The sequence below is a fragment of the Candidatus Paceibacterota bacterium genome, assembly GCA_028697015.1.
GTDB lineage: Bacteria > Patescibacteriota > Minisyncoccia > Minisyncoccales > GWA2-38-27 > JAQVFW01.
Genome location: JAQVFW010000002.1, coordinates 94,919 through 120,441, shown reverse-complemented (window position 1 = coordinate 120,441; position 25,523 = coordinate 94,919). Strand labels below are relative to the sequence as shown.

The window sequence follows — 25,523 nt, the reverse complement described above, 5'->3', positions numbered from 1 at the left end:
TACCAAGCGAGTACACTGCGCCTTTCAAAACAAATTGTCTCCAATGCAATTTATGCTACAATGGCAGACACAGCAACCAATTATTCTTAACATGTCTCAAGAGTCCAGAATAGGGTGGGGTTATACATTTATTTGAATTATTTCTTTTTTCGGCTATAATAAAGAAAGAATATCTGAAAAACTGGAAAAATGGATAATTTTTTTAAACTGGAAAGATCAAAAAAGTTTTGGATTGTTTTCAGCTTGATTATTAGGATTATTTTGATTGTCGCTATTGTTGCAAGCGTTATTGAAAATAACTGGATTTTTGTTTTTTTTAGCGCTTTAACTTTTTTTCTTACTTTCTTTCCTAAAATAATAGAGAGGAGTTATAAAATTGAACTTCCGGCAGAATTCCAAGTTTTAATTGTTTTATTTGCTTATGCCGGAGTTTTTCTAGGAGGAGTAGGAGAATTTTATGTCAAATTTTGGTGGTGGGATTCAATGCTCCACTTTTTAGCCGGAATTGGCCTTGGATTCATCGGTTTTCTAATTTTATATGTTCTTTATAAAAATAATAAGTTTAAGGCAAGTCATGGCACGATTGCAATTTTTGCTTTTTGTTTTGCACTTTCGCTTGGCGTATTATGGGAGATTTTTGAATTTTCAGTGGACTCTCTTTTTGGGGAAAATATGCAAAGGGCCAGAGACCTTTGTGATTTAGAATATTTTTGCGATAGCCGTCTTGGGGTGATAGATACGATGATTGACCTTATTTTGGACGCAATGGGCGCTTTAATTGCTTCTTTTTCCAGTTATCTTTATCTTAAAAGAAAAGAAATTCCCATTTTTAATCGAATGATAAAAAGATTTGAAGAAGAAAATCCCAGTTTATTTAAAGAAAATTGATATTTTAAAAAATAATTATGAAAAATAAAAAAATAATAATTGGCGCAATTGTAATAATTCTTTTCTTTCTTGTATGGTATTTTTTAAAAGACAAAAAAGAAGAGCAGATTTTTTTCGAAGTGAAAAGAGGGGATATAGTGAAAGACATTTTCGAGAGCGGAGTTCTTAATAAAGGAGAAGAAATTAATTTGGGTTTTAAAACAGCAGGAAGAATAGGGGAGATTTATGTAAAAACAGGAGAAAAAGTCAAAAAGGGCGATGTTCTTGGCAATCTTGACAGTGATGATTTAAAAATACAGCTTGAAAAGGCAAAAAGAGCTTTTCAAATTTCAATGACCGAGCTTGAAAAAGCAAGAGCGGGATTTAGCGATGAAGAAATTGAAACTTATAAAGTAGCTGTTTCAAATGCAAGAAGCGCCCTTGAAAGCTCCAATTCTTCTTTTAGCAGCGCAGAAAAATCTTTAATTGCTCAAATGGAAGATTCTTATACCAAGTCCGATGATGCAATATCCGGGAAAATAGATAAATTTTTTTTAAATCCAAAAAGTGAAAGCCCCCAGTTTGAAGTTTCTATAACAGACGGAAGTACCGTTTATTCTTTTCCTGTTCCTCAAAACCAAAAAAGCGAGATTAATAACGGGAGAATAAAAGTAGAAGATGAGCTTGAAAAAATAAGGGTTTTTTCTAAGGGCGATAATCCGCTTCTTTTTGTTGATAATGTTGAAAATTCTTTAAAGGAAATAATTTCTTTTTTGGATAAAGTTGCCTTTGCAATAAATTCTTTTTCGGTTTACAGTTTGTCATATGAAGCGACTTTAAGCCAATATAGGACTGATATTTCAACTGCAAGAAGTGCTGTTTCTCTTTCTTTGTCAAATCTCCTTTCTTCAAAAAATTCTTTCAATAGCGCAAATGCCGCTCTTGTTCTCTCTGAAGGAAACTTAAAACAGTCCGAAAGCCAGCTTAATCTTGCGCTTAAAGGGGCAAGGGACGAAGATATTAAGATTTTAGAGTCAAGAGTAAAGCAAATGGAATCGGAAGTCAATCTGGTTCAAAAATATATTGAGGATTCTTCAATAAGAGCTTTTAGCGACGGAATAATTACCGATGTTAAAAAGAAAAAAGGAGAAATTATACAGCCCGGAGAATCGCTTTTCTCTTTTTTGGGAGAAAACAATTTTCAGGTAGAAGCCAACATATATGAAGGAGAAATATCAAGGATAGACCTTTATGATACTGCAAGCGTGGAGCTTGTTGCTTTTCCTAATTTAAAATTTGAAGGAAGAGTGGTTTCAATTGAACCTTCAAGCAGGATTATAGACGGAGTGGTTTATTATAGAATATGGATTGATGTTGAGAATCTTCCGGAAAAAGCAATGCCTGGAATGACTTCCGATATAATAATAAATACTCTTGAAAAAGAAAACGTCCTTATTATCCCGGAAGCTTCCCTTCAAAAAATGGACGGAAAAGTTTTTGTAAAAGTTTTAAGCGGGAAAAAATCAACCGAAGAAAGGGAAGTTGAGGTTGGATCAAGGGGAGATGGAAGAATAATAGAAATAATTTCTGGCCTAAAGGAAGGGGAAAAGGTTTTAGTAAAATAATATGGACTCTTTAATCAGATTGGAAAACGTTTGGAAGATTTATAAACCGGGCAAAGTAGAATTTGTCGCTCTTAAGGATGCAAATTTGGAGATTAAATCAGGAGAATTTATTACCATTGTGGGATCAAGCGGTTCGGGTAAATCAACCCTTTTACATATTGTCGGCTGCTTGGATCTTCCTTCAAGGGGCAATGTTTTCTTAAAAGGAGAAAATATTTCCGATTTTTCTCAAGACAAGCTTGCAGAAATAAGGGGGGAAAAAATAGGATTTGTTTTTCAGCAGTTCAATCTACTTATGAATCTTACTGCTTTTGAAAATGTAACCTTGCCCATGCTTTTTAACGGATTTTCAGAAAAAGAAAGAACAGAAAGAGCAAAAGAGCTTCTTTCTTCTTTAGGGCTTGAAAAAAAACTTCATCGCAAACCAAACGAAATGTCAGGAGGAGAAATGCAGAGAGTTGCGATAGCAAGAGCCCTTGCTAATGATCCGGACTTAATTTTAGCCGATGAGCCGACAGGAAACGTTGATTCTAAGACAGGAGAAAAAATAATGGAAATTCTAGATCATTTGAATAAAAGAGAAAAAAAGACAATTGTAGTTATTACTCACGATCCGGAAATAGCTCGCCATGGAGAACATATTATCAGAATTAAAGACGGGGAAATAACAAAAGAATCAAATAAAAAATGATAAAAGAGTATTTTAAAATCGCTATTAGAAATTTAAGGACGCGCCAACTAAGGAGCTGGCTGACGATACTTGGAATTGTCATAGGTATTTTTTTGGTTGTTTCTCTTCTTTCTTTGAGTACTGGAGTAGAAGAGGCAATAATGAAGCAATTAAGGATGATGGGATCAGAACTTATAATGGTTTTTCCGGGAGATGTAAGCGATATAATGAAAACTTTTATAGGGGAGATGGATTTAACGGATAATGACTTGAATGCCATAAAAAGATCGCAGGGAGTTGATGTTGTTATTCCTTATCTTTGGGGAGGTGAAATCGTAAGGCATAGAGACGAAAGTAAAACTATTCTTTTAACGGGGACTCCTTTTAACGAAGCTATTCCTCTTTACAGGGAAGATATGGGATGGGATTTAACAGATGGAAGATGGCCTATTCCCGGAAGAAGAGAGGTTATTGTCGGCAGTTTTGTCCATAGAGATATTTTTCCGGAAATGGAAATAGGGGATAGAATTAATATAAAGGGTAAACCTTTTGAGGTTACCGGATTTTTAAGGTCTTTGGGAAACAGAGATGATGATTCCATGATTCATCTTGACAGTGATGATTTTAAAATTGTAACAGGAAAAAGAGAAGGGGCTCAAGTTGCTATTGTCAGAGCATCTTTGGAATATCCTGTTGATGATGTTGCTGAAAATATTAAATTAAATCTTGAAGAAACAAGAAAAAAAAGAAAAGGGGAAGAAACTTCTTTTTCCGTTATTACAAGTGAAAAAGCGTCTGATATGGTTGGGAATATAATGAGTTTAATTCAAGTTGCAGTTTTTTCTTTTGCAAGCATTGCTCTTCTTGTAGGGGGAATAGGGATAATGAATACAATGTATACCGCTGTTTATGAGAGGACTAGAGAAATAGGGATAATGAAGGCGATTGGAGCAAAAAACAAAGTAATCACTATGATTTTTTTAATTGAATCTGGTATTGTCGGTCTTCTTGGAGGAGTGGGAGGACTTGTACTTGGCTTTATGCTGGCAAAAATAATAGAAATTTCTTTCAGAAGCCAATCAGTGTTTGATTTTGAAGTTTCTATTACTCCTGGCCTAATTCTTCTTGGTCTTGGTTTTTCTTTTGTAATAGGATGTGTTGCAGGAGCTTTGCCGGCTTATAGGGCTTCAAAACTTGAACCGGTGGATGCCCTAAGATATGAATGATAATGTTTGATTAATATTTCCAAAAAAGCTATAAACAATTAAAGATATGGTGACTATATTTATAAAATACTTGGAATGGCATTATGTAGACAAGGTTTTGGAAATACTGCGTCTTTATAAAATCTATCTTGTTTCCTATTTTAAGTATTTTTCAATTTCTATTTTAATCAAGACCTTCTTTTCTCCCTGGAAAAGAATATCGCAAGGGTATGGAAGGGGGATTGATTTTCAACGCTTTGCGGAAGCGTTTGTTTTTAATACTATGTCAAGAGTTGCAGGAGCGGTTATAAGGACCTTTTTTCTTATTATAGGAATATTTTTTGAACTCCTTATTTTTACCATAGGATTTTTAATATTGATATTCTGGCTTGCTTCTCCTCTTTTATTTTTAATTGGAATTTATTGGAGCATTTATTTTTTAACATTATGATTTTTGAACCCCAAAAAACTTATGCCGGCAGAATGATAAAGTGGGATAAAATTATTGCCTCAGTTGTTTTTCTTTCTCCTTTTTTTCTTCTTGCCAGTGCTGTTTTTGGCGCTTTTGCTCTTTATCTTGAAAACGAGCGCTTTTTGGGTTTTTTCACGCTCTTCTTCCTTATTTTTCTTTTTCTTGAAAATATAGGGCATTTTAGAACGGAAAAACTAAAAACGACGGTTCTAAAAAAAGAAACGGATAACTTGGCAGATTTTCTAGAGTTTGACCTTGTTAAGATTTTTTTAAGAAAAAAACCGAAAAATCCAAGCGCCCTTCTTTATTTTATTTTAAAAGAATACAGCGATCTTAGCTTTATTTTTTATCGGATTCTTCTTTCTCCTAAAAAAGTAATGGAAACTCTTAAAAGAGAAATGAGTGAGGAAAAGGAGAAGGAACTTTTTTCTTTGCTTGAACTTTCAAAAGATATTGCAAAAAGAAAAGGAAGAGAAATAATTGAAGGACAAGATGTTCTTTTGGCATCTTTTTTAGACAACAGTTCTCTTAATAAAATGGCTGTTCTGATGGATATTTCCAGCGAAGATATTGAGAGTGTTTTTTTCTGGCTTTCCCTGCTTAAAGAAAAGAGAAAAGATCTTTTTTGGACAAAAGGGGCCTTGGGGAAAAGATGGATTTCCGGATATTCTCTTACACTTGATACTTACGGAATTGATATTACAGAACAGATCAGAAGATATGTGGAATTTATTTCCCATAAAGAAGAAGCGGATATTTTAGAAAGAGCTCTTTTGAGAAGCCAAAGAAGCAATGCCCTTATTGTTGGAAATCCTGGATCGGGAAGAAAAAGTGTTGTTTATAATCTTGCCCAAAGATCTCTTTTTGGAAAGGGGCTTGAAGAAATTAATTATAAAAGGGTGATAGAAGTTGATATGGAATCCCTTCTTGCAAGAATTCAAAATAAAGAGCAGGTTGAGTTTACTTTGGATAAAATTTTTAAAGAAGCCGCCTCTGCCGGGGATATTATTCTTGTTGTTAATAATATTCATGAATTTGTCGGAGGAGAGGATAAACTTGGAACAGTTGATGTTACCGGAATTGTTGCTCCTTTTTTAAATATGCCAGATTTTAAATTTATAGGAATTACAGATTATACGGGGCTTCATGAAAGAATAGAAAAAAATGCATCTTTTCTTAATCTTTTTGAAAAAATAGAAATTTCAGAAGTTGGTAAACAGCAGACCCTTAAAATTCTTCAGACGCTTGTTCCTTATTACGAAAGAAAAAATAAAGTTTTTGTTTCATATCTTGCCCTAAAGGAAATAGTTGACTTAAGCGATAAATATCTTCCGACATTGTTTTTTCCCGAGAAGGGGATAGAAATCTTAGAAGAGGTTGTTTTATTTGTTTCAAAAGGAGGAAAGGGTAAAATGGTTTTAAAAAGTCATGTTGCAAGCGTTATAAGCAGAAAGACGGATATTCCTGTAGGAGAAGTAGCGGAAAAAGAAAAAGAAATTCTTCTTAATCTTGAAAATCTTATTCATGAAAGGATAATAAACCAAAAAGAGGCGGTGATGGAAATATCAACTTCTCTTAGAAGGGCAAGGGCGGAGATAAAGACAAGAAAGGGCCCTATGGGAAGCTTTCTCTTTTTAGGGCCTACTGGAGTTGGAAAAACAGAGACGGCAAAAGCTCTGGCAGATATTTACTTTGGTTCTGAAAAAAGGATAATCCGTCTTGATATGTCGGAGTTTCAGAACGTAAGCGACGTATCTCGTCTTATCGGGGGGAAAGAAGAAACAGGAATGCTTACTTCGCCCGTAAAGGAAAGCCCTTTTTCACTCCTTCTTCTGGATGAGCTTGAAAAAGCCCATCCAAATATTCTTAACCTTTTTCTTCAGGTCTTGGATGAAGGAAATATTACGGACGGATTTGAAAGAAAAGTTGATTTTAAAAATACGATAATCATTGCGACAAGCAATGCCGGATATCAGATAATTTTGGATGCTATTGAAAATAAGAATCCATGGGAAAAGGTGAAAGAAATGCTTCTTACTTATGTTTTTAAAACAGGTATTTTTAAGCCAGAGTTTATTAACCGTTTTGACAAAGCAGTGGTATTTCATCCGCTTAGTAAGGAAAACTTAATAGAAATATCAAATCTTATTCTTTCTTCGCTTAAAGATAATCTTAAGAAGAAGGGGATTGAGCTTTTCGTAACAGAGGAGTTGAAAGAGAAAATAGTGGAACTTAGCTATGACCCAAAATTTGGAGCAAGAGAAATGAGAAGAGTTATTCAAGAAAAGATAGAAAATAATCTGGCGGAAGCCGTTCTTTTGGGTTCTCTTCAAAAGGGAAACAAAGTTGAAATCAATCCGGAGGACTTTCAACTAAAAATAAGCTGATTAAAGGATGATTAAAAAAAACAAGATTAAAACCGCTTATATCGCTTTGGGTCTTTTTTTTCTTTTTGCTTTTTCTTTTGGCGCTTTTTTTATTTTTTCCGATTTAAAGGTTATTTCTTTTTTTTCACCTGAAAAAGTACTTGAAAAATCTCTTTTAAAAATGGAAGAGATTGAAAAAGGAAGAACGAAAATAACTCTAAGTGCAAATACAAAAGAGAAAGAAGAACTACTTTTTGTTCTTGATACGGTTTTTGACAAGACAAAAGAAGAAAGCGATTTTATTCTTTCTTTTGAAGACATTTTCCTTATAACCGGAAAGATAAAGAAGCTTGAAGATTCTGTTTATTTCAATTTTTCTAAAATAGATCTTTCTTCTTCGTTGGAGCTTATGATGCTATCTTCTGGTATTAATATCCAAGAATTTGTTGATATTTGGATTAAAGTTCCTCAAAAAGATTCTAACTTGCAAAACAGGGAAAAAATCAGGGAGATGATATATCAAAGCGAATATTATTTTATTAAAGAAGAGATAAAAGAAAAAAAAGAGGCATATCATTACACTCTTTCTTTTAATGATAACAAGACAATAGTAAAATTGCTTGATTTATTAGTTGATTTTGAAAATGAAGAGTTTCTGTCGGAAAAAGAGACAATTATACAGATGATTGAAAGCATAAAAGAAATATCTTTGCGTTTGGCAGGGGAAATCGAGCTTGAATTCTTCATTAATAAAGAAGATTACTTTCTTTATTTAGTAAGGGCAAATAAAGAAATAGACAAAAAGGTATTTGGGCAGGACATATTATTTAGTTTAGAAATTAATAACTATAAAATTGACGAATTGGTTGAGATTGAATTACAGGAAGAATATTTTAATCTTAGTGATTTGATTGAAGGGAAAAAATAATCTAATTTTGGCAAATACTTTCGCATTTTGTCCTTAGATAGACATAGTCATCTGTTTTTTTGCAAATTTCAAATTCATTTGAAAGTTCTTCGCATTTTGTGCAAAACTCTTCGGTTTTAGTGTAATAAAGATGTTTTAATTCTTCAAATTTACAATTGAAACCAAGTTTTTTTACTTCTTTTAATATCTCTCCCGTTTTTCCTCCTCCTTCCAATTCTTCTACTATTTCTTCTATTTCTCTTTCATGACATTTTTTATCATAATAAGAAAGCCAGCAAAAAGATTCATAGAGAAGCCGGAATCCTGCCTGTTCGCTATAAAAAGTCTGAAACCCTTGAAAGGGATTTTTAATTCTATTATGAATGAGAGAATATACATTTCGGCATTGTGATTTGGTAAATCCATTAAATGGATATTGGACGCAAAGATCTGCAATATACTGATTATAGAAATCTCTATTTGTAGTGTCTTCTTGAAAATTTCCATTTGGGTCTGAAAGAGTTTCGCACAAAAATCGGACTGCTTCGCATTCTTCTCCAAAAATTCCTCCAAGCCATAGGGAACTGCCACCATATATTGTATTTAATCTTAAATTATTTAAATAATTATATGAATATTGATTGCAAACAAGGCAAGGGTCTTTTTTCTTTACTGCATTTGCCATTATGCTTCTAGGATTGTCGGGAATAGAGCATTTCTCGGAATAATAAAAATATTCAAATCCGCACTTTTCAAATTCTCTAAATGGATATTTACAAACATTAGAATATTCATAAAGAGGGGATATTCCGCAGCGAGTTTGAAAATCATCTGGATAAGAACAAAATTTTGCAGACAAATATTTTCCGCATAATCCGCCATAAGGCCCTGAAGTTGGATGTACTCCTTGCCATAGATCTGAATCATCAACATCGAAGAAATTTACAGCATCAACTGGATAAGGGTTGCATATAAACCAGCTGTTTATAGTTTCTATACATGCGCTTCTTAACTTACTTGGAACATTATAAGGAAAATAAGGAGGGAGTCCTATTTTACAAAATGATTCATTTGGATAGAGAAGACAAAAATTGATAAAATTTTCTTCTTCGAAGGGATAAATTTGGCAAAATCCTGCATCGGGATATTTTTCACATAATAAGCGGAGTTTTCCGCAAACGTCTTCATTTATAGGAAAAGAAATATATCTTGAATAAGGGCGTATGTCATAATAAAGTGACGGACTTGTTATAATATAGGCATTAAAATATTCTTTTATATCTTTATGAATGCGGACGTTATAAACTGTTTCCTGGCATCTTTCTCCGGCTATATCGTTCCAAATCGGATTTAATGATTGAACTTGGTTTTCCATTTCGGGAATGGCATATTGGCAGGGATTTCCTCCTGTACAGTCGCCACTATAGAAACAATTGAAATTTTCAGTAGTTCCTTCTTCACAATTAGATTCACAGCTTGAATAGCATATAGAGCTTGAATCTGTATAACACCGCTTTGAAAAATTTAGTATGTTTTTTAGCGGTTCAAGAGCAGATGAAGTGCTGGAAGACAGTGATTCTAAAAGCGGGAGAATATTTACTTTAGTTTGTTTTTCCTTTTCCTTGAATTCTCTTTCTTTTCTTAGAACTTCCAGAAATTCTCCAAGAAGAACAGCAGGCTGGGTTTCTTCAAATCCCTCTTCTTGTTCTTCTATATATGATTGAATTCTTTCCGTTATTTCAAAAATCCAGGCGATTTTTGCTTCTATAGCTTTGATGCTTTGACTAAGGTCTTTTTCTTCCTTCAAGGCCATATTTTTATAATAAGATATTGTATCTATCTTGGAACTGACCAAATCTTGATATACTTTAAAATCTATATTCTTGTAGGGAGGGCAAATTTTATCTTCATCGGCAATAAGACAGGAAATGTTGTTTATTGAAGGAATGCTTAAAAAAAGATCAGAAGAGAATATTGACTCTTCTTGTCCATAGACCGGGAAAAATATTTTAAAATTGGGAAAAAAGATACCTTCTTTTAATATTTGATCAAAGTTTCCCGAAAAAAGAAAAATTAAAAAAACAGATATCGTAATCAAAATTATTTTTATATTATTTCTGATTTTATTCATTTTTTTTATTCTTCTTGGTAGCTGGAACAAAGGGATTGTCCCTTGCTGCAGCTGCAAAATTCAGTAGCGTCTCTTAGGTTGTTTACTATTTCCGATGCCTCTACTGATTCTATTTTAATTTTTCTTGATAGATTATCTATCCTTTCAAGAAGATCAAGGACTTCAGGAGAATAAACAATTGGTCCGTAGTCAACTGGGGGAATTTCAGGAAGCTCTATAGAAATTGGAGGTATGGAACCTAAATCGTCAAGCTCCAGCTCAACAAAAGAGGGGGATATTGTGTTTAAAACTAGAAAAGAAGAAAGAATAATAAGAACTCCCAAAAAAACTCTCAAAAATCTTTCTTTTGCTTCTTTTGATTCGGATTTTCCCATGGAGGTTAAATATTTTAATCCAGCAAGGATAAGAGCTAAAAGGGCAACAAGTCCGACGACATAAACCACAAAAGAGAAGATATACAAAAAGTAGCTATAAACCGGTGTTTCAGTATTTTGAGGAGATATTCCGCTTATCTCAGGATAATCTATTTCCAGCTCTCTTCCAAAGGCAAAAGTAAATAAAAAAAACATGAAAAGAATAAGAAGAAAGATAAATTGTTTTTTAAGCTTTTTTTTCATTTAATTTTTAAGAAAGTAAATTTATTTTATTAAATACATTTTTTAATATGATGATCCGGGTGCTTTTTGACAGCAGAAAAAATTCAGCTCGTTTTCATAAGTGGAAAGAACCGGCGTGCCATCTGTATAGTAACTTTCACGGTCTAAGCATTTTCTAAGACAATTTTGATAATTTTTGCTTAATGTTAAATCTGCAGTTTCTCCTTCATAAGAATCATAATAGGTATATAAATATTTGTATCCTTTTTCTTCTTCTCCCGTTTCCTTACCTCTGAAAAACTTGGAAAATCCGCATTGAACAGAGCAGGGAGAGAAGGACTCGGTATGTTTAAAAATTCCGAATGTTTCTCTGGTAAAAAAACTATGCAAAAGGTTATCTGTCCTTGGGGATTTACATTGATTACTGCTTAAAATTAATCCTGTTTCACTTAAAAAATAACGGCTTCTTGCACATGTTATTAAGTCAGAAATTTCTTCTTCTTTTGGAATACAGGATTCCATTGGCTTTTCAACCATTTCTTTTAAAAAGGTTTTAAAATCGGGAAGAATATTATCAATTATGTAAAGCAGTCCTATATTCTCAAATCCTAAGGGTTTTTTTACAGATTCGGAGGGAGAAATTATTCCGTATTCTTCTTCGGAGCCGAAAAATATTACATCAAGCATTCCTTCATCTACGATATGATTTTCAGGCATCTTTAATTTTTCAAGGGCAGGTATATTAGAGGGGCCAAGTGAAGAAGAACAGGAACCGCAAGTTGTTCCATCCACATTTGTAGCACATGCCTTGTAAGAGAAAGGAGCTTTTGGAATAAGATTTGTTAATAAGGTATTGTAATAATATGTGATATTTATGGTGGGATACAAATATATTGTCGAAGGAATATCTGAAAAATGCAGATAATTTTCATCTCCTGAACAATCATTTGATTGATACCAAGTAAAATACATATTAAGAGGAAATCTTATTGATGAAGCATTTCCATAAAGAAAAGCCGATTCTATAAGAGGAGTTGCTGGTCCTCCGGTATTAACTATTGGTGGTCTTGATTCGGTAAAAAAAGTAACGGATCCGCCTCCAACAGTTCTTCCTGTTCTTTCAACTGTTGCATATGATCCAACACGATGGTTTGTGTTTGGAGAAAGTCCCGTTAATAAATATTGGAATGTCCAAAAACCTGATTCAGAAATATTTACCGTAAATCCTGTCCCTGTCGCCGTGCTGCTGTTTACATCATTCCAATCTTCCGATTCCTCTTCGCGCCACTTAAATCCTACATTGGCAATGGCGCCATCTCCTTGGGGAATAGCAGACCCAAAAACAATAGCCGTTGAACTGCTGGTAATTTTAGGGATACCAGTTGCAACCATTAATGTAGGTGTATAAAAGTAATAGCAAGGACTTTCCGTTGTTCCTTCTGAATTTGTAACATAAGCTTTAACAAAGAAAATTCCGTCAGAGGGAAGATCTTGAACTCCATAATGTATAGAGAATGTTGATCCATAAAGATTTGTGCCAAGTTCTATTGTATCTCCTACCGAGCAATCATAAGAAAGATCTGTTTCTCCCTAAATATAGCCCATACTTAATACATTTTGGGAGGGAGTTACAACTATCCATGTGGAAAAATTAGCGCTCCAAGAAGTTGGACGGTAAATATAAGGACCGCTGAATCCTGTGATTGGTCCTTGAGCAAGAGCAACTGGCACAGAAGAAGAAAGTGCTTTCTGAAATTTGGACAATGATGATTCTTTTTTATCTTTATTCGAGCTTAGTTGATAATAACTTCTATTATGATAGGGAAATGCTGTTATAGTACTAAAAGAAGGAAAAACAGAAGAATCAGCAAGAGTTGAGTGTTCCTTTTTACTTGAAAGAATAGGTATGCTTGTCTGGGGACATAATTGATTTAATAATGCATTTGGATCTTCAAATCCACATAAATTATAAATTTCTTGGGGATTTTCGTATAATCCGGAATAAAAATCAATGTAATACTTAAAGTTTCCGCACAAATCGTTTGTAAAATCATCGATTAAGAAAGAAGAAAGAGACGGCTCAAAATATAATGAGTACATTACCGCTGGATTTGGCCTTTCTGAAGATAATCGAGATATTGAATAAGGAATACTTACTAAGCGAGTTCCGCTTCTGCATGTTCTATTTGGGTCATTATATGAAGCACAGTCATGATAATAAGACCAATTTTTTTTATAATGAGAAAATATTTCATACCATAAATTGCCGCTGCGGCCGTCAGCGTTAAAATAATGAGGATATTTTAATAGATTGAAATTATCATATCTGTAATTATAATCAAAATAATAGTTAACAATACTATATTTTCTACTTGTACTGGGAAGGGAAAAAGAAGCGTAATGGTCTTTTGTATTAGATATGTAAGCGACATAATCTCTTCCGTACGAGCTAACCAAAAGATTACGATATCCTCCACCAATACTTATAGACGGAAAATGATTCGTAGTCATAAATAAGGAAGTGCCATTGGGGAACCATGCTGGTAAATAGGGAATATTCGGATATTGCCACCAAGAGGGGCTTCCTGATAACAAATAACCCCAATTGTATAGGTAAAATAGTTTGTTATATATTGTATCGCATACTTCGTCTATTCTTGTTTTTCCTTTTTGAAGGCGGGACAAATGTTGTGATAAATTAAAAAGCTCAACGCTGTCGTAAGGTCCTTTTAACAGTCCTGGAAATTTTTCGGTTAATTCTGAAAAATTGGAATCGTAATATGGCATTATTCCTCTGCAAGAATCGTACTTATAAATTTCGTCGTTGTAGCTTAGAGCAAAAGTATTAAGAGCGGTTGAATGGCTTATTACAAGAAATGTAAGTTTCAAAAGCGTTTCAAGACGTTCTGCTATTTTATTGCCGACTACTTTGGATAATTCAATAGCATCTCCTACAGGTACCTTACTGCACCAATTATAATTGCTTTCAAGCGCGATTGTTGGAAATTCCTCTTTGCTTGTTCCGCTTGTCGGATAATGGAACGAAGCGAAACTTCCATAATCTTCCAATTCTTCAAAAAGAGAAACGGAAGAAATTTCCCAATTGGTATATATATCTCTTAGATAATAATATTTAGCAGAGCTTATAATATTATTAGATAGGTTGTTTTTTAATGCCTTTTCTGCTTCTTCTAATTTTTTAATGTCATTTCTTAAATTATTCAGCTCAATTACTCCTTTTTGATATTCTGTTTTCAGTCCTGATAAAAAAGTTTCCGTATTGTTTTGTATTATTGTTTGTATATTGTTGAGATCGCAAGAAAAACATGAACAATTTTTCAAGGCATCCGTCACATTTTCGTTTCCGCTTAGCGCAAGTGTTGTTAAATTGTTAATTTCCAAGGAAATATTCCTTATCCTATCCATCCTTCTTGGCTCCTCATAGGGCTCTTCTCCCTCTCCTCCTTCAAACTGGTTAAATTCAAATATGTTTTTGATTAAAACTCCGATTGGAACTTCGGTTGTAATCGCTCCTTTGTAAGGGTCAGGAGGCGGATCAATTTGTTCATAGTCGATTTCAGGATTTTCAACAATAACAGGAGGAATAGGATCAATGGAAGGAACTTCCAAAAGAACAAGATTTGGATCGGCAATCCTAAGAAGAAGAAATGAAGATATTAAGATAAGAACTCCGAAAAAAGCCCCGAATATTCTATTTCTCGCATTTATTATCTTCTCCACGCTTCCAAAAGAAAGAAGATATTGGACTCCGGAAATTGCAATGATAAGACCGGCAAGAATGATGCCTCCTTTTATGATAAGCTCTGCTATATATACGATGTATGTTTCAAGAGGAACTGCCGTCGTGCTTGGCCCTCCCGGGTAAGCAACCTCAAGCTGTCTTGCCAAAACAGACAACTTGAAAGAAAGGAAAAAAGAAGACAAAAAGAAAATCATCCCTATCTTTCTTTTCAGAGATGATTTTCTTTTTTTTAGGAGTTTATTTTCCATAGTTTCTTCTTTGTAGATTATATCAGTGTTGTTTCTGTTTATCAATATAACAGGCCTGTGGAAAACTAAGGGCTTGACTTAACCCTATGAAGTGGAGTATAAAGGATGTGAAGTGGGAAACTGTGGAAAAGTGTGGGAAAACCCCGGTTTTCTGTGCATAAGCTAAAATAAGGTAATTATTAAATAAAAGAGAAAAATGTTCATAGGAGAATATAAATATACGATAGATGCCAAGAAGCGCCTGGCTCTTCCTTCAAAGTTCAGAAAAGGGCTTGGCCGTTCTTTAATAATTACAAAAGGTCTTGAAAACTGTCTTGTTGTTTATACGGAGAAAGAATGGAAGATTATGTCGGACAAGCTTGGAAAATTACCGACAAGCCAGGTGGAAGCAAGGGGATTTGCAAGAATAATGCTGGCAGGGGCAGTTTTAGTCGAAACGGATAAATTAGGCAGAGTTCTTATTCCTGATTACCTGAAATCTTATGCAGGACTTAATAAAGAGGTTGTAATTTGCGGCCTTTTCAATCGACTTGAGATTTGGGATGACAAAAAATGGGACGAGTATAGAGGAAAGACAGAAGAAAAATTTGCTGAGCTTGCATCAAAATTGGGAGATGCGGGTATTTAAATGATTCACATTCCTGTTCTTCAAAAAGAAGTTTTAAAATATCTTGAACCGAAGGAGAATGAGAATTTTATTGATTGCACTTTAGGAGCGGGAGGGCATGCAATATCCATCCTTTCTAAAAACAAACCGAAAGGAAAGGTGCTGGGAATTGAAGCGGACCCTTTTTTATCCCAAAGAATAAAAGATCCCCGACTGATTGTTGTTAACGATTCTTATATAAATCTTCAGAAGATAATAAAAGAGAATGGATTTGAAGATTTTTCGGGAATTCTCTTTGACCTTGGAATGTCCAGCTTTCATATAGATAAAAGCCAAAGGGGATTTTCTTTCTTAAAAGATGAGATGCTTGACATGAGATATAATTTTAAAAGCGATAAGGGCATAACGGCAGAAGATATTGTAAATAAATATCCCAAAGAAGAAATTGAATTAATTTTGAAAAAATACGGAGAGGAAGAATTCGCAAAAAAGATTGCAAAAGAAATCACAGAAGAAAGAAGGAAAAATTCAATTAAAAGCACTTTTCAACTGGTAGAAGTTATAAGAAAAGCGGTGCCAAGGTGGTATTGCAAAAGAAGGATTCATTTTGCTACCAAGACCTTTCAGGCGTTAAGAATTGCCGTAAACGATGAACTTGAAAACGTTAAGAAAGGATTATCCTTGGCAATTGAGATTCTTCCATCTTCCGGGCGGATTGTTGTAATTTCCTTTCATTCTTTGGAAGACCGCCTTGTCAAAAATATTTTTAAAGAAAGCAAGAATTTAAAAATTTTAACCAAAAAGCCGGTAATTCCGCTTGATACAGAAGTAAATGAAAATAAAAGAGCAAGAAGCGCCAAATTGAGAGCGGCAATAAAAATATAAAATATAAATAAAAAGAAAAATATTATGAATACAAATACAAGCACAGTTTTTCTTAATCTTCCTTTTACCCTAAAGCTAGGAATAGCTGAAAAGAAAAAAATGAAGAAGATTTTCTTTATTCTTTCTTTTATGACATTTCTCTTTTTATCTGTATTCTATATTTTCCAAACTAATGCGGAAGTGTCGGAAAAATACGCTCTTTTTGCCCATGAAAAAGAGATTTCGGATTTAATACGCAATAAAGAGTCAATGGAAGTTGCAATGGCAAGGCAAGCTTCTCTTGGCAGTGTTGTTTTGCTCCTTGAAAATTCCGAAAAAGGGTTTGTGAAAGCAAAGAAGGTTTATCATATAAAGGTTGTTAATAATCAAATTGTTTCTATGTAAATGAACCGGAAAAAAACGAAAATAATACTTTTTATTTTTGGCCTTGTAGGCATATTTGTAGCGGGCAATCTTGCCCGTTTTCAAGTTTTAAAATACGAATATTACAGAGCAATGGCCCAAGGACAGCAAAAAAAGTTCCAATCCTTTCTTGGAGAAAGGGGCGAGATTTTTTTCAAAGGAGGAGAAATTATTGCGACCAATGCCGATACAAAAAAACTTATCTTACTTCCGGAAGAAGTTGAAGATAAAAAAAATGTTTCTTTAAAGTTGTCCAGTATTTTAGAAATAGAAGAAGATCAAATTTTTGAAAAAATTGAAAATGCTTTTTCTCCGGTAAGCGTTAAAAACGGATTGACAAATCAGGAGATTGAAGAAATTGAAAAAACAGATATTAGCGGTATTTATACAATAGAAGAAAGAAAGAGATTTTACCCCCAAAGAACAATGGCTTCTCAGGTAGTCGGATTTCTTGGAGGAGAAAATAAAGGGCAATACGGTCTGGAAGGACATTATGAAGAATTTTTAAAAGGAGAAGAGATATTAAAAGAAAACAATTTTCTTAGCACTGAGCAAGCGTCTCTAAAGGGAGGGAGTTTAATTCTTTCTCTTGATTATAATATTCAGTTTATGGCCATGAATTTTTTAAACAAGGCCAAGGAAGAGCTTGATATTGAAGGAGGAACCATTATTGTTACAAATCCAAAAACGGGAGCAATTATGGCAATGGCAGATTTTCCCACATTTGACTTAAATGAATATTCAAAAGTTAAGGATTCATCCGTTTATAGAAATTCTGCTGTTCAGGATTTTTTTGAGCCGGGTTCCGTTTTTAAGCCCATTACAATGGCTGGAGCGATTGACCAGAATAAAATAACTCCTGAAACACAGTATTTGGATACAGGGGAAGTATGGATTGGAGGAAGAGTTTTAAAAAATTATGGCAATAAATCTTTTGGGAAAGTGACAATGACAGAGGTTTTAGAAAAATCGATAAATACGGGAGCCGTCTTTGCCGGAGATGCTATGGGAAAAGACCTTTTCCTTAAATATTTGGAAGATTTTGGCTTTTTTCAAAGAACAGGAATAGACCTTCAGGGAGAAGCGCTTTTTGAAAACGCGGAATTTAAAAAAGGATATGATGTCAATTATGCTACTGCTTCTTACGGGCAGGGAATAAACATAACGCCTATTCAGCTTGTCAGGGCATTTTCTTCTTTTGCGAACGAAGGGAAAATAACAAATCCGTATATTGTAGAAAAGACAATAAAAAATGGCAAAGTTGAGACGGTTAAAACTTCAGCAGAAAAACAGGTCATTTCCGCTGAAACGGCTTCTAAGGTTACGACAATGTTAGTGAATGTAATTGAAAAAGGTTTTGGCAAAAGCGCTAGAATTCCCGGCTATTATCTTGCCGGAAAAACAGGAACCTCGCAAATTCCATGGCCGGCTTTGGATATTGATAAAAGAGGGTATTCGGAAAAGACATGGCAGAGTTTTATCGGCTTTGCGCCGGCATTCAATCCTCAATTTTTAATATTTATTAAGCTTGACAATCCAAAGGCAAAAACTGCCGAATATTCGGCAATGCCCATATTTAGGGATCTTGCAGAATATATAATTGGATATATGCAAATACCTCCCGACTACGAAATATGAATATTATAAAGAAAATTATACATATCTTTAAAAGGCCTTCCGTTATTATTTTTGACCATAATTTTTTATTGGATAAATTTTCCGATTTTTTTTCAAAAAAAGAGATTTTCTTTTGCGTTGATGAGGACATAGATTTGGCAAAATTTCTTGTTAAATATTCCAAAAAACCGATAATTATTTTCAATGAAAAGAACGATTTAGTGAAAGAATTTTCTTTTTCCAAAAACGGCATTTTCATTTTAAATTCCGAATTTTTTAAAAAAAAGGAAGAAGACGGCTTTTTCACATACGGTACAAAAGAGGATTCAGATTTTAAAATTAGCGATATAAATATTGTTTCAGGAGAGGTTAATTTTAAATTGAATTATAGAGGAAGCACTGTTCCTTTTTGGGCCAGCGTAGAATTTGATAAAAATGATATGGGAGAAATTGCCGGCATTATTGCTCTTCTTTTTTTAAGAGGCATGAATCTTGTAGAAATTTCCCAGGCCATAAAAGATGTAACAAACAGTTCCTCTTCTCGTCTTAAATAAAAACGGAATAAAAAAATGAGAATAGAAAATAAAAATTATAACCTTATTGTCAAAGCCGGATTTTTAACCGGTTAATTTCTTTTTCTTGTTTTAAATTAGAAATTAAACCGGTTAGAGCCGGTTTTTTTGTTTGCACAGCTCTTTTCAAGAAGGAGGACAGTCATGAGAGAAGTTGATATTTTTAAAGATTTAGTGGAAAGAAGTTCTTTTGATAGCTCTTTACAAGGAATAGAAGAAAGTTCCTGGGAAGTTTGTGGAGGATTTTTCCCCCAGTTTTATTTTGAGGAGGAATTTGTTCTCTCTAGCCAAAGAGAAGAATCTTAACCTTTTAAAATACATTTTAATTTTTTAGGAACAAAGCCGCCAGCAAGGCGGCTTTTTTTGTCGACAAAAGATAAAAATTATGTTATTTTTTTATGTGAAGGCCCCATCGTCTAGCGGCCTAGGACGCGGCGTTCTCAACGCTGAAACACGGGTTCGATTCCCGTTGGGGCCACATTTTTACATAGAATAGGTTTTTTATTTTTTGACGCATTTTCTTTTCTGTGCTATATTTTCGTCAAAACCCGAATATTCTTCGGGTAAGCAGTACCTTGAAAGGAGGGAAATATGACTTTCTTAACTTCAGATATAGATCATGCTATTGTTATAACTCAGCATGATCTTCGAGGTTTTCTTTATTTTGGGGTAAGGACAAGACATAAGTCGGCCCAAGTCCTTGACGCCATAACTGGCAATTTTGTGGCTTTTGCCTCTGGCTCAAAAAACTGCATAAGTTATTTTAAAAGCTCTTTTAAAGATTATCTGTCTGTTTGTGAAAAAATATATGATGATTGTAACGAGCCCCAAAGAGAGGCAATACAACTTATTATCCAAGATATTATTTTGCAAAATGAAGAGCTGAGAAAAGAAGCTTCTCTTGGGAAAAGGGATGCTTCTGATTGTCTTGTTCTTAAAGAGGACAACAGATGGGGCAAAGCCGTTCTTGCTCTTGCCGAAGTTTTCGAAATTGACCTTAAGGAGGTTGTCCACTCATAAATCTTTCTTTTCAAGTAATTCGCCATGTCTTTGACCTCTGGCGATTTTTTTATATGATTGAAAAATTTAGCAAATTAAGCTATAATCAATCCAATTTAAAGTATAAAATAATTTATGTTAAAGTTTATTTATGGTGTTTCGGTCATATCGGGGACGATAATAGGAATAGGCCTTTTTGCTCTTCCGTATATCGCTATGAAGGCGGGTTTTTTCGTAGTTTTAGGGTATTTTTTTATTCTTTTTCCCGTTGCTGTCATAGTTCATTATTTTTTTGCTGAACTTGCGCTAAATACTCCGGATTTCAAACGTTTACCGGGTTTTGTAAAAATATATCTTGGCAAAAAAACGGAAAAATTCTCTCAAATTGTCATTATTTTCGCTCTTTCCGGAACTCTTCTTGCTTATATTATTTTAGGAGGAGAATTTCTCTACCAACTTTTTTCTCCTGTTTTTTCAGGAAGTTCTTTTTTTTATACCACTCTTTATTTTCTTATTGGATCACTGGTTATTTTTTTTGGGATAAAAGCAATTGCCAAGGTTGAATTTTTCGGGCTTATTCTTTTCTTTCTCATACTCCTTTTTGTTTTTATAAAGGGATTTCCTTATTGGGAAATAGAAAATTTGCTTGTCAAAACAGGAGGAGCTAAGGATTTTTTTCTTCCTTACGGAGTTATTCTTTTTTCATTGTGGGGAGCTGTTATAATACCCGAAGTAGAAGAAACGCTTGGAGAAGAAAAAGAAAAATTAAGGAAAATAGTTCCTGTTGCGGTTCTTATTCCGGCTCTTGTTTCAATAATTTTCATTCTTGTAATATTTGGAATTACAGGAAGTTTTACCAGTGAATCAGCTCTTGCCGGATTAAGAAGTATTTTTGGAAACGGAGCGGTTTCCGCCACTTTGTTTTTAGGGATTCTTACTACTTTTACTTCTTTTATTGTTCTGGGGCTGACTTTAAAGAAAGTTCTTTGGTATGATATGGGCCTTCCAAAAAATCTTTCTTGGGCTATTGCTTGTTTTTCCCCTTACTTTCTTTACATTATTGGACTTAAAAACTTTATTGCCGTTATTGGAGCTGTCGGGGCGATAATGTGGGCGATGGAGGCCATTTTAATTAATTTAATGTATAGAAAGTTTTCCATTCAAAGCCCGGAGAAGATAAGATATCCAAAATTGAAATCTCTGGTTTTTCCGATTATTGTTTTTTTTCTTCTGGGAATTTTTTTTGAAATATATTATTTTTTTAACCAGGCATGATATACCATATTTTTCTTTTCATATTTTCTTTTGCTATTCTCATCTTTTGCGCCCGTCTTGTCGTAAACAGCTTAACTTTTCTTGCTAAACTTTTTAAGTGGAGAGAATTTGTTCTTGTTTATTTTATTCTGGTAATGGCCGCTTCTATTCCTAATCTTTCTATTGGTATTTTTTCTGTCATGGAAGGAGTCCCTGAGCTTTTTTTTGGAGACGTGCTTGGCAACACTTTGATTACTCTTACTCTTATTACCGGTATTGCCGCTCTCACGAGCAAGGGGCTAATGGCAGACAGTAGAGTAATTCAAAAGTCCTCTTTTTTTCTTATAGTATCTTCTGCTTTGCCTCTTCTTCTTATTATGGACGGAGAGCTTGGAAGGGGAGACGGAGTTGTTCTTCTTTTAATGTTTTTTCTCTATAGCTCTTGGCTTTTTTCAAAGAGAAAGCTTTTTAAGCATGAGTATGATGGGAAAGAAAACGTTAAGCGCCCAGTTTCTTTGCTTTTTAAAAGCGTGGGGGGAATATTTTTAGGGATTCCTCTTTTAATTTTTGCAGGAGATCTTATTGTCAAATCATCTGTTTTTTTCACAAATTATTTTGATATTCAAATTGCTATTTTCGGCGTTTTTATTGTTGCTCTTGGGACTTCCTTGCCTGAACTTTTCTTTATAATCACCGCTGCAAAAAGACAGAACGACTGGCTGGCTTTGGGGGGGATTATAGGAGATGTAATTGTTCTTTCCACTTTCGGCCTTGGTTTTATAGTCGTTATTTCTCCGATTAAGATTGTTCTTTTTTCATCCTTTATCCCTATTTTTATTTTCCTTGTTATCGCCAGTTTTTTATTCTTTTTCTTTATTAAGAGCGAAAAGAGGATTGATTCAAAAGAGGCAATTGCCCTTCTTTTCGTCTATTTTGCTTTTATCTTGTCTAAAATAATTTCCTATTTTCTAGGATAAAATTATATGGAGCAAATCTTAATCATATTTCTGGTCTTTGCGGTGCTTTTTCTTTCATTTCTTTTTTTAAAAAAAGGGCAGACAAAAGACGAAGATTCTTTAATAGCCAGGCAGCTTTATCAGTTTGACAGCAAGATGCAAGTCCAGCATGAGCAAAATATCAGAATTGTCCGTGATATTACCGAAAAATTAACCAATCTTGAAAGGACCAACAAACAGGTTGTTGATTTTTCAGAACAGCTTAACAATCTTGAAAAAATCCTTACTAATCAAAAGCAAAGAGGGTCTTTGGGAGAAATAGGACTTCATGCTGTTTTGGAAAATATTCTTCCTCCGACTTCTTTTTCGATGCAGTATTCTTTTGAGGACGGAGACAGAGTTGATGCAGTAATATTTACTAAAGATGGTATGATACCCGTCGATGCCAAGTTTTCTCTAGAAAATTATCAAAGAATAATCGATGAAAAAGATGAAGAGAAGCGCCAAAAACTTGGAAGAGATTTTAAAAATGATCTAAAAAGGAGAATTGACGAAACTTCAAAGTATATCAAGCCAAAATACGGAACATTGGATTTCGCCTTTATGTTTATTCCGGCCGAAGGAATTTATTACGATCTTCTGGTAAACGAAGTTGGAGCAGTAAAAGAGAACACAAAAAACTTGATTAATTATGCTTTTAATGATAGAAAAGTAATCATTGTATCGCCAACCACGTTTGCCGCCTATTTGCTCACGGTTTTACAGGGATTAAGGGCCTTTAAGATAGAAGAGTCGGCCAAAAGCATTAGAAAGAACGTGGAAATGCTAGGAGGCCACATTAGAAATTACGAGACGTTTATGAAAAAACTTGGAGGATCATTGGGGATTGCCGTAGGGCATTATAATGTGGCTCTTAAAGAGCTTGCCAAAATAGACAAAGATGTGGTAAAGATTACGGAAGCAGAAGAAAAAAAAGAAGTTCCAAAAGAAATAGATATGCCTGATTTAAAGTTATAAATTAAAAAATTAAAGATAAAAAAATATGCTGGCAATAATAAAAACGGGAGGGAAGCAGTATAAAATTTCTCCTGGAGAAAAAATAAAAGTGGAAAAGCTTGAAATCGAAGAGGGGAAAGAGGTTGTTTTCAATGAGGTTTTACTCATAGAAGACAAAGAAGAAGTCAAAATAGGGACTCCTTTTATCGAGAAAGCAACCGTTACCGGAAAAGTTCTTTCTCAGGGAAAGGGAAAAAAGGTAATAGTTTTTAAATATAAGCCCAAAACCAGATACAAAAAGAAAACAGGGCACAGGCAGATGTTTACAGAAGTGGAAATATTGAAAATCAATTCTTAATATTTTCTTTATATTTTCAACAAAAATGCGGCTTTTGCCGCATTTTTTATTTCCTTCCCAAAAGGGCGCCTTCAATTGTTTCGCTGTCGGCATATTCCAGTTCTCCTCCTATGGGCATTCCTCTTGAAAGACGGGTAATTTTTAAAGAAGGACTTAACTCTTTGATTATTCTCTCAATATAAAGTCCGGTTGCTTCTCCTTCTGCTGTAAAGTTAGTGGCGATTATTATTTCTTTCAAAGATTTAAGTTTTTCTATTCTTGATTTTAATTCTTCAATTCTTAATTTATTTTCTTTTTTAAAAGACAAAGAAACGGTTCCTCCTAGAATAAAATAAAGGCCTTTGTATTTTTTTGTTTTTTCTATTGCTTCAAGGTCTGATTCTTTTTCAACAATGCAAAGAACGTCCTTGCTTCTTGTCTTATCAAGGCAAATAGGACAGAAACTGTCTTCTTTTTCACCTTCAAACATATCAAAACAGAATGAACATATTTTAACCTTTTTTCTCACTTCAGAAAGATTTTTCAAAAAGACGTCAAATTCTCTGTTTTCCATTTTGATTATATATCTTGCAAAACGTCCGGCTACTCTGGTTCCTGTTCCCGGAAACTTTGAAAACGCTTCAATTAGTTTTTGAATAGGATGATCCATTTAATTTGTCATATAATCATCTGTTCCCGTTTTATCCAGATTTCTGAAAGAGGCTCTTTGTTCGTCGAAATAAAGTTTTACTGTCCCGGTTGGTCCGTTTCTGTGTTTTGCAATTATTATCTCCGCTTCTCCGCTGGAACCTCCGGGTTTATTTTCTTCATCGTTGTTTTTATATTTCCTTTCTCTGTAGATAAACAAAACTACATCTGAATCCTGTTCAATGGCTCCGCTCTCTCTTAGATCGGATAATCGGGGTCTTGGGGGTATTCTTTGTTCTACGGCTCTTGAAAGCTGGGAAAGGGCAAGAACAGGAATGTTAAGTTCTCTTGCTAGCCCTTTTAGCGATCTTGATATTTCGGTAACCTGCTGGACCGGGCTTGCTGAAGGATTTCTAGGTTCCATCAGCTGAAGATAATCGACAATGATAAGCCCAAGGCCTTTTTCCGCTTGAAGGCGCCTGGACATTGCTCTCATTTGGATAATATTTGAAGAAGAAGCGTCGTCTATGTAAATAGGAACCTCTGAAAGGGTTCCAAGCGCGTGCTGTATGCATTCAAAGTCATCTTCGCTTAGTTGTTTGCCTGTTCTTATTTTCCAAAGATCAATATTTGAAACGGAAGAAATAAAACGGTCTATTATCTGGTCTTTTGACATTTCCAAGCTAAAAACTCCTACCGGCATTTTGGTTTCTTTTGCTGCGTTTAGGGCGATATTTAAAGCAAGGGAAGATTTTCCCAAAGAAGGCCTTGCTGCAAGCACGACAAGGTCTGATTTTTGCAATCCTGAAAGCATATTATCAAGAGAGCTAAACCCGGTAGTTATTCCTCTCATTGCTCCATCATGTTTTGAAAGTTTTTCAATTCTTTCAAAACTTTCTCCAAGCATATTTTTTACAACTAAAAAGTTTTGGCTTACCGATTTCTGAGTGATTCCGAAGATTTTCTGTTCTGCCTTATCAAGAACAACTTCTATATCTTCTTCTTCATTGTATCCCATTGAATGTATGTCCTGGCCAGCTTCAATAAGGTCTCTTAAGAGGCGTTTTTTCTGCACCGTTTTGGCATAGCTTAAAACATGGGCGGCGGTTGGAACGGCGTTTATAAGCTCGGTAAGATAGCTTGCTCCTCCGGCTTCTTCAAGCTCTCCTCTTTCTTTCAGTTTTGCCGAAGCAGAAAGAAAATCAACAGGTTCTCCTTTTTCAAAGAGGGACATTATTACCTCATATATCTTCTTGTGGCTATCTTTGTAAAAATCTCTTGCCCTAAGAAAATCAATAACTTTCATAAGAGCATTCTTATCAAGCATAAGACATCCGAGTAGGGATTTTTCGGCTTCAATATTTTGAGGAGGTATTTTGAAATTGGGGTCTTTTGCCATA

At 34.3% G+C, this 25,523-nt stretch carries 24 protein-coding genes and 1 tRNA gene; 19 read left to right on the top strand and 6 right to left on the bottom strand.

Annotated elements, in window-relative coordinates:
• Positions 1 to 189 precede the first annotated feature (189 nt).
• Genes PHH50_01500 through PHH50_01470 form a run of 7 tightly spaced genes read left to right on the top strand, consistent with a single transcriptional unit; the run spans position 190 to position 8,133 of the window.
• On the top strand, positions 190 to 888 hold the full coding sequence (locus PHH50_01500) for a hypothetical protein (GenBank protein ID MDD3728979.1): 699 nt from the start codon (positions 190 to 192) through the stop codon (positions 886 to 888).
• 17 nt (positions 889 to 905) lie between these two features.
• Positions 906 to 2,492, top strand: a complete 1,587-nt coding sequence (locus PHH50_01495; GenBank protein MDD3728978.1) for an efflux RND transporter periplasmic adaptor subunit — start codon at positions 906 to 908, stop codon at positions 2,490 to 2,492.
• Between the two features lies 1 nt (position 2,493).
• Positions 2,494 to 3,183 carry an ABC transporter ATP-binding protein gene (locus PHH50_01490; GenBank protein MDD3728977.1) on the top strand — a complete coding sequence of 230 codons (690 nt, stop codon included), beginning with the start codon at positions 2,494 to 2,496 and terminating at the stop codon, positions 3,181 to 3,183.
• A complete protein-coding gene (locus PHH50_01485) occupies positions 3,180 to 4,388 on the top strand; it encodes an ABC transporter permease (GenBank protein MDD3728976.1) in 1,209 nt (402 codons plus the stop codon). The genes PHH50_01490 and PHH50_01485 overlap by 4 nt, the downstream gene beginning before the upstream one ends.
• Before the next feature lie 46 nt (positions 4,389 to 4,434).
• Positions 4,435 to 4,818 (top strand): hypothetical protein, encoded by a 384-nt coding sequence (locus PHH50_01480; GenBank protein MDD3728975.1) that lies wholly within the window; start codon positions 4,435 to 4,437, stop codon positions 4,816 to 4,818.
• A complete protein-coding gene (locus PHH50_01475; GenBank protein ID MDD3728974.1) occupies positions 4,815 to 7,226 on the top strand; it encodes an ATP-dependent Clp protease ATP-binding subunit in 2,412 nt (803 codons plus the stop codon). Before PHH50_01480 ends, PHH50_01475 begins: the two co-directional genes overlap by 4 nt.
• A gap of 7 nt (positions 7,227 to 7,233) precedes the next feature.
• Positions 7,234 to 8,133 carry a hypothetical protein gene (locus tag PHH50_01470; protein MDD3728973.1) on the top strand — a complete coding sequence of 300 codons (900 nt, stop codon included), beginning with the start codon at positions 7,234 to 7,236 and terminating at the stop codon, positions 8,131 to 8,133.
• 1 nt (position 8,134) lies between these two features.
• Here the strand turns inward: PHH50_01470 and PHH50_01465 are convergent, their stop codons facing one another.
• From PHH50_01465 to PHH50_01450, 4 genes are all read right to left on the bottom strand, one after another.
• Complete coding sequence (locus PHH50_01465; GenBank protein MDD3728972.1) at positions 8,135 to 10,243, bottom strand: hypothetical protein; 2,109 nt, start codon at positions 10,241 to 10,243, stop codon at positions 8,135 to 8,137.
• Between the two features lie 5 nt (positions 10,244 to 10,248).
• Positions 10,249 to 10,860 (bottom strand): hypothetical protein, encoded by a 612-nt coding sequence (locus tag PHH50_01460; GenBank protein ID MDD3728971.1) that lies wholly within the window; start codon positions 10,858 to 10,860, stop codon positions 10,249 to 10,251.
• Between the two features lie 42 nt (positions 10,861 to 10,902).
• A complete protein-coding gene (locus PHH50_01455; protein ID MDD3728970.1) occupies positions 10,903 to 12,231 on the bottom strand; it encodes a hypothetical protein in 1,329 nt (442 codons plus the stop codon).
• Between the two features lie 198 nt (positions 12,232 to 12,429).
• The gene (locus tag PHH50_01450) at positions 12,430 to 14,850 is read right to left on the bottom strand and encodes a hypothetical protein (GenBank protein MDD3728969.1); all 2,421 of its coding nucleotides are present in this window, start codon (positions 14,848 to 14,850) and stop codon (positions 12,430 to 12,432) included.
• A 196-nt stretch (positions 14,851 to 15,046) separates the two neighbouring features.
• Here PHH50_01450 and mraZ point away from each other — a divergent pair, with 196 nt between their 5' ends.
• The 12 genes from mraZ to rplU all read left to right on the top strand — a co-directional run bounded on the left by mraZ (position 15,047) and on the right by rplU (position 23,496).
• Positions 15,047 to 15,478: a division/cell wall cluster transcriptional repressor MraZ gene (gene mraZ, locus PHH50_01445; GenBank protein ID MDD3728968.1), complete on the top strand. Its 432-nt coding sequence runs from the start codon at positions 15,047 to 15,049 to the stop codon at positions 15,476 to 15,478.
• Positions 15,479 to 16,342, top strand: coding sequence for a 16S rRNA (cytosine(1402)-N(4))-methyltransferase RsmH (rsmH, locus tag PHH50_01440; GenBank protein MDD3728967.1), 864 nt, complete (start codon positions 15,479 to 15,481; stop codon positions 16,340 to 16,342).
• A 24-nt stretch (positions 16,343 to 16,366) separates the two neighbouring features.
• Entirely contained in the window at positions 16,367 to 16,726 is a 360-nt protein-coding gene (locus PHH50_01435) for a hypothetical protein (GenBank protein MDD3728966.1), read from the top strand.
• Positions 16,727 to 18,382, top strand: a complete 1,656-nt coding sequence (locus PHH50_01430) for a penicillin-binding protein 2 (GenBank protein ID MDD3728965.1) — start codon at positions 16,727 to 16,729, stop codon at positions 18,380 to 18,382.
• Complete coding sequence (locus tag PHH50_01425) at positions 18,379 to 18,915, top strand: hypothetical protein (GenBank protein ID MDD3728964.1); 537 nt, start codon at positions 18,379 to 18,381, stop codon at positions 18,913 to 18,915. The genes PHH50_01430 and PHH50_01425 overlap by 4 nt, the downstream gene beginning before the upstream one ends.
• Positions 18,916 to 19,077: 162 nt before the next feature.
• Entirely contained in the window at positions 19,078 to 19,239 is a 162-nt protein-coding gene (locus PHH50_01420) for a hypothetical protein (GenBank protein ID MDD3728963.1), read from the top strand.
• Between the two features lie 99 nt (positions 19,240 to 19,338).
• A tRNA-Glu gene (locus PHH50_01415) sits at positions 19,339 to 19,411 on the top strand.
• Between the two features lie 113 nt (positions 19,412 to 19,524).
• A complete protein-coding gene (locus tag PHH50_01410; protein MDD3728962.1) occupies positions 19,525 to 19,953 on the top strand; it encodes a hypothetical protein in 429 nt (142 codons plus the stop codon).
• A gap of 114 nt (positions 19,954 to 20,067) precedes the next feature.
• Complete coding sequence (locus tag PHH50_01405) at positions 20,068 to 21,207, top strand: aromatic amino acid transport family protein (GenBank protein MDD3728961.1); 1,140 nt, start codon at positions 20,068 to 20,070, stop codon at positions 21,205 to 21,207.
• Positions 21,204 to 22,163 carry a hypothetical protein gene (locus PHH50_01400; GenBank protein MDD3728960.1) on the top strand — a complete coding sequence of 320 codons (960 nt, stop codon included), beginning with the start codon at positions 21,204 to 21,206 and terminating at the stop codon, positions 22,161 to 22,163. The genes PHH50_01405 and PHH50_01400 overlap by 4 nt, the downstream gene beginning before the upstream one ends.
• Positions 22,164 to 22,169: 6 nt before the next feature.
• Positions 22,170 to 23,159, top strand: coding sequence for a DNA recombination protein RmuC (locus PHH50_01395; GenBank protein ID MDD3728959.1), 990 nt, complete (start codon positions 22,170 to 22,172; stop codon positions 23,157 to 23,159).
• 25 nt (positions 23,160 to 23,184) lie between these two features.
• The gene (gene rplU / locus PHH50_01390; GenBank protein ID MDD3728958.1) at positions 23,185 to 23,496 is read left to right on the top strand and encodes a 50S ribosomal protein L21; all 312 of its coding nucleotides are present in this window, start codon (positions 23,185 to 23,187) and stop codon (positions 23,494 to 23,496) included.
• Positions 23,497 to 23,542: 46 nt separating this feature from the next.
• Here the strand turns inward: rplU and recR are convergent, their stop codons facing one another.
• Both recR and dnaB read right to left on the bottom strand, forming a co-directional pair.
• Positions 23,543 to 24,145, bottom strand: a complete 603-nt coding sequence (gene recR / locus PHH50_01385; GenBank protein MDD3728957.1) for a recombination mediator RecR — start codon at positions 24,143 to 24,145, stop codon at positions 23,543 to 23,545.
• Positions 24,146 to 25,522 (bottom strand): replicative DNA helicase, encoded by a 1,377-nt coding sequence (dnaB, locus tag PHH50_01380; GenBank protein ID MDD3728956.1) that lies wholly within the window; start codon positions 25,520 to 25,522, stop codon positions 24,146 to 24,148. It abuts the gene before it with no gap.
• Position 25,523 lies beyond the last annotated feature (1 nt).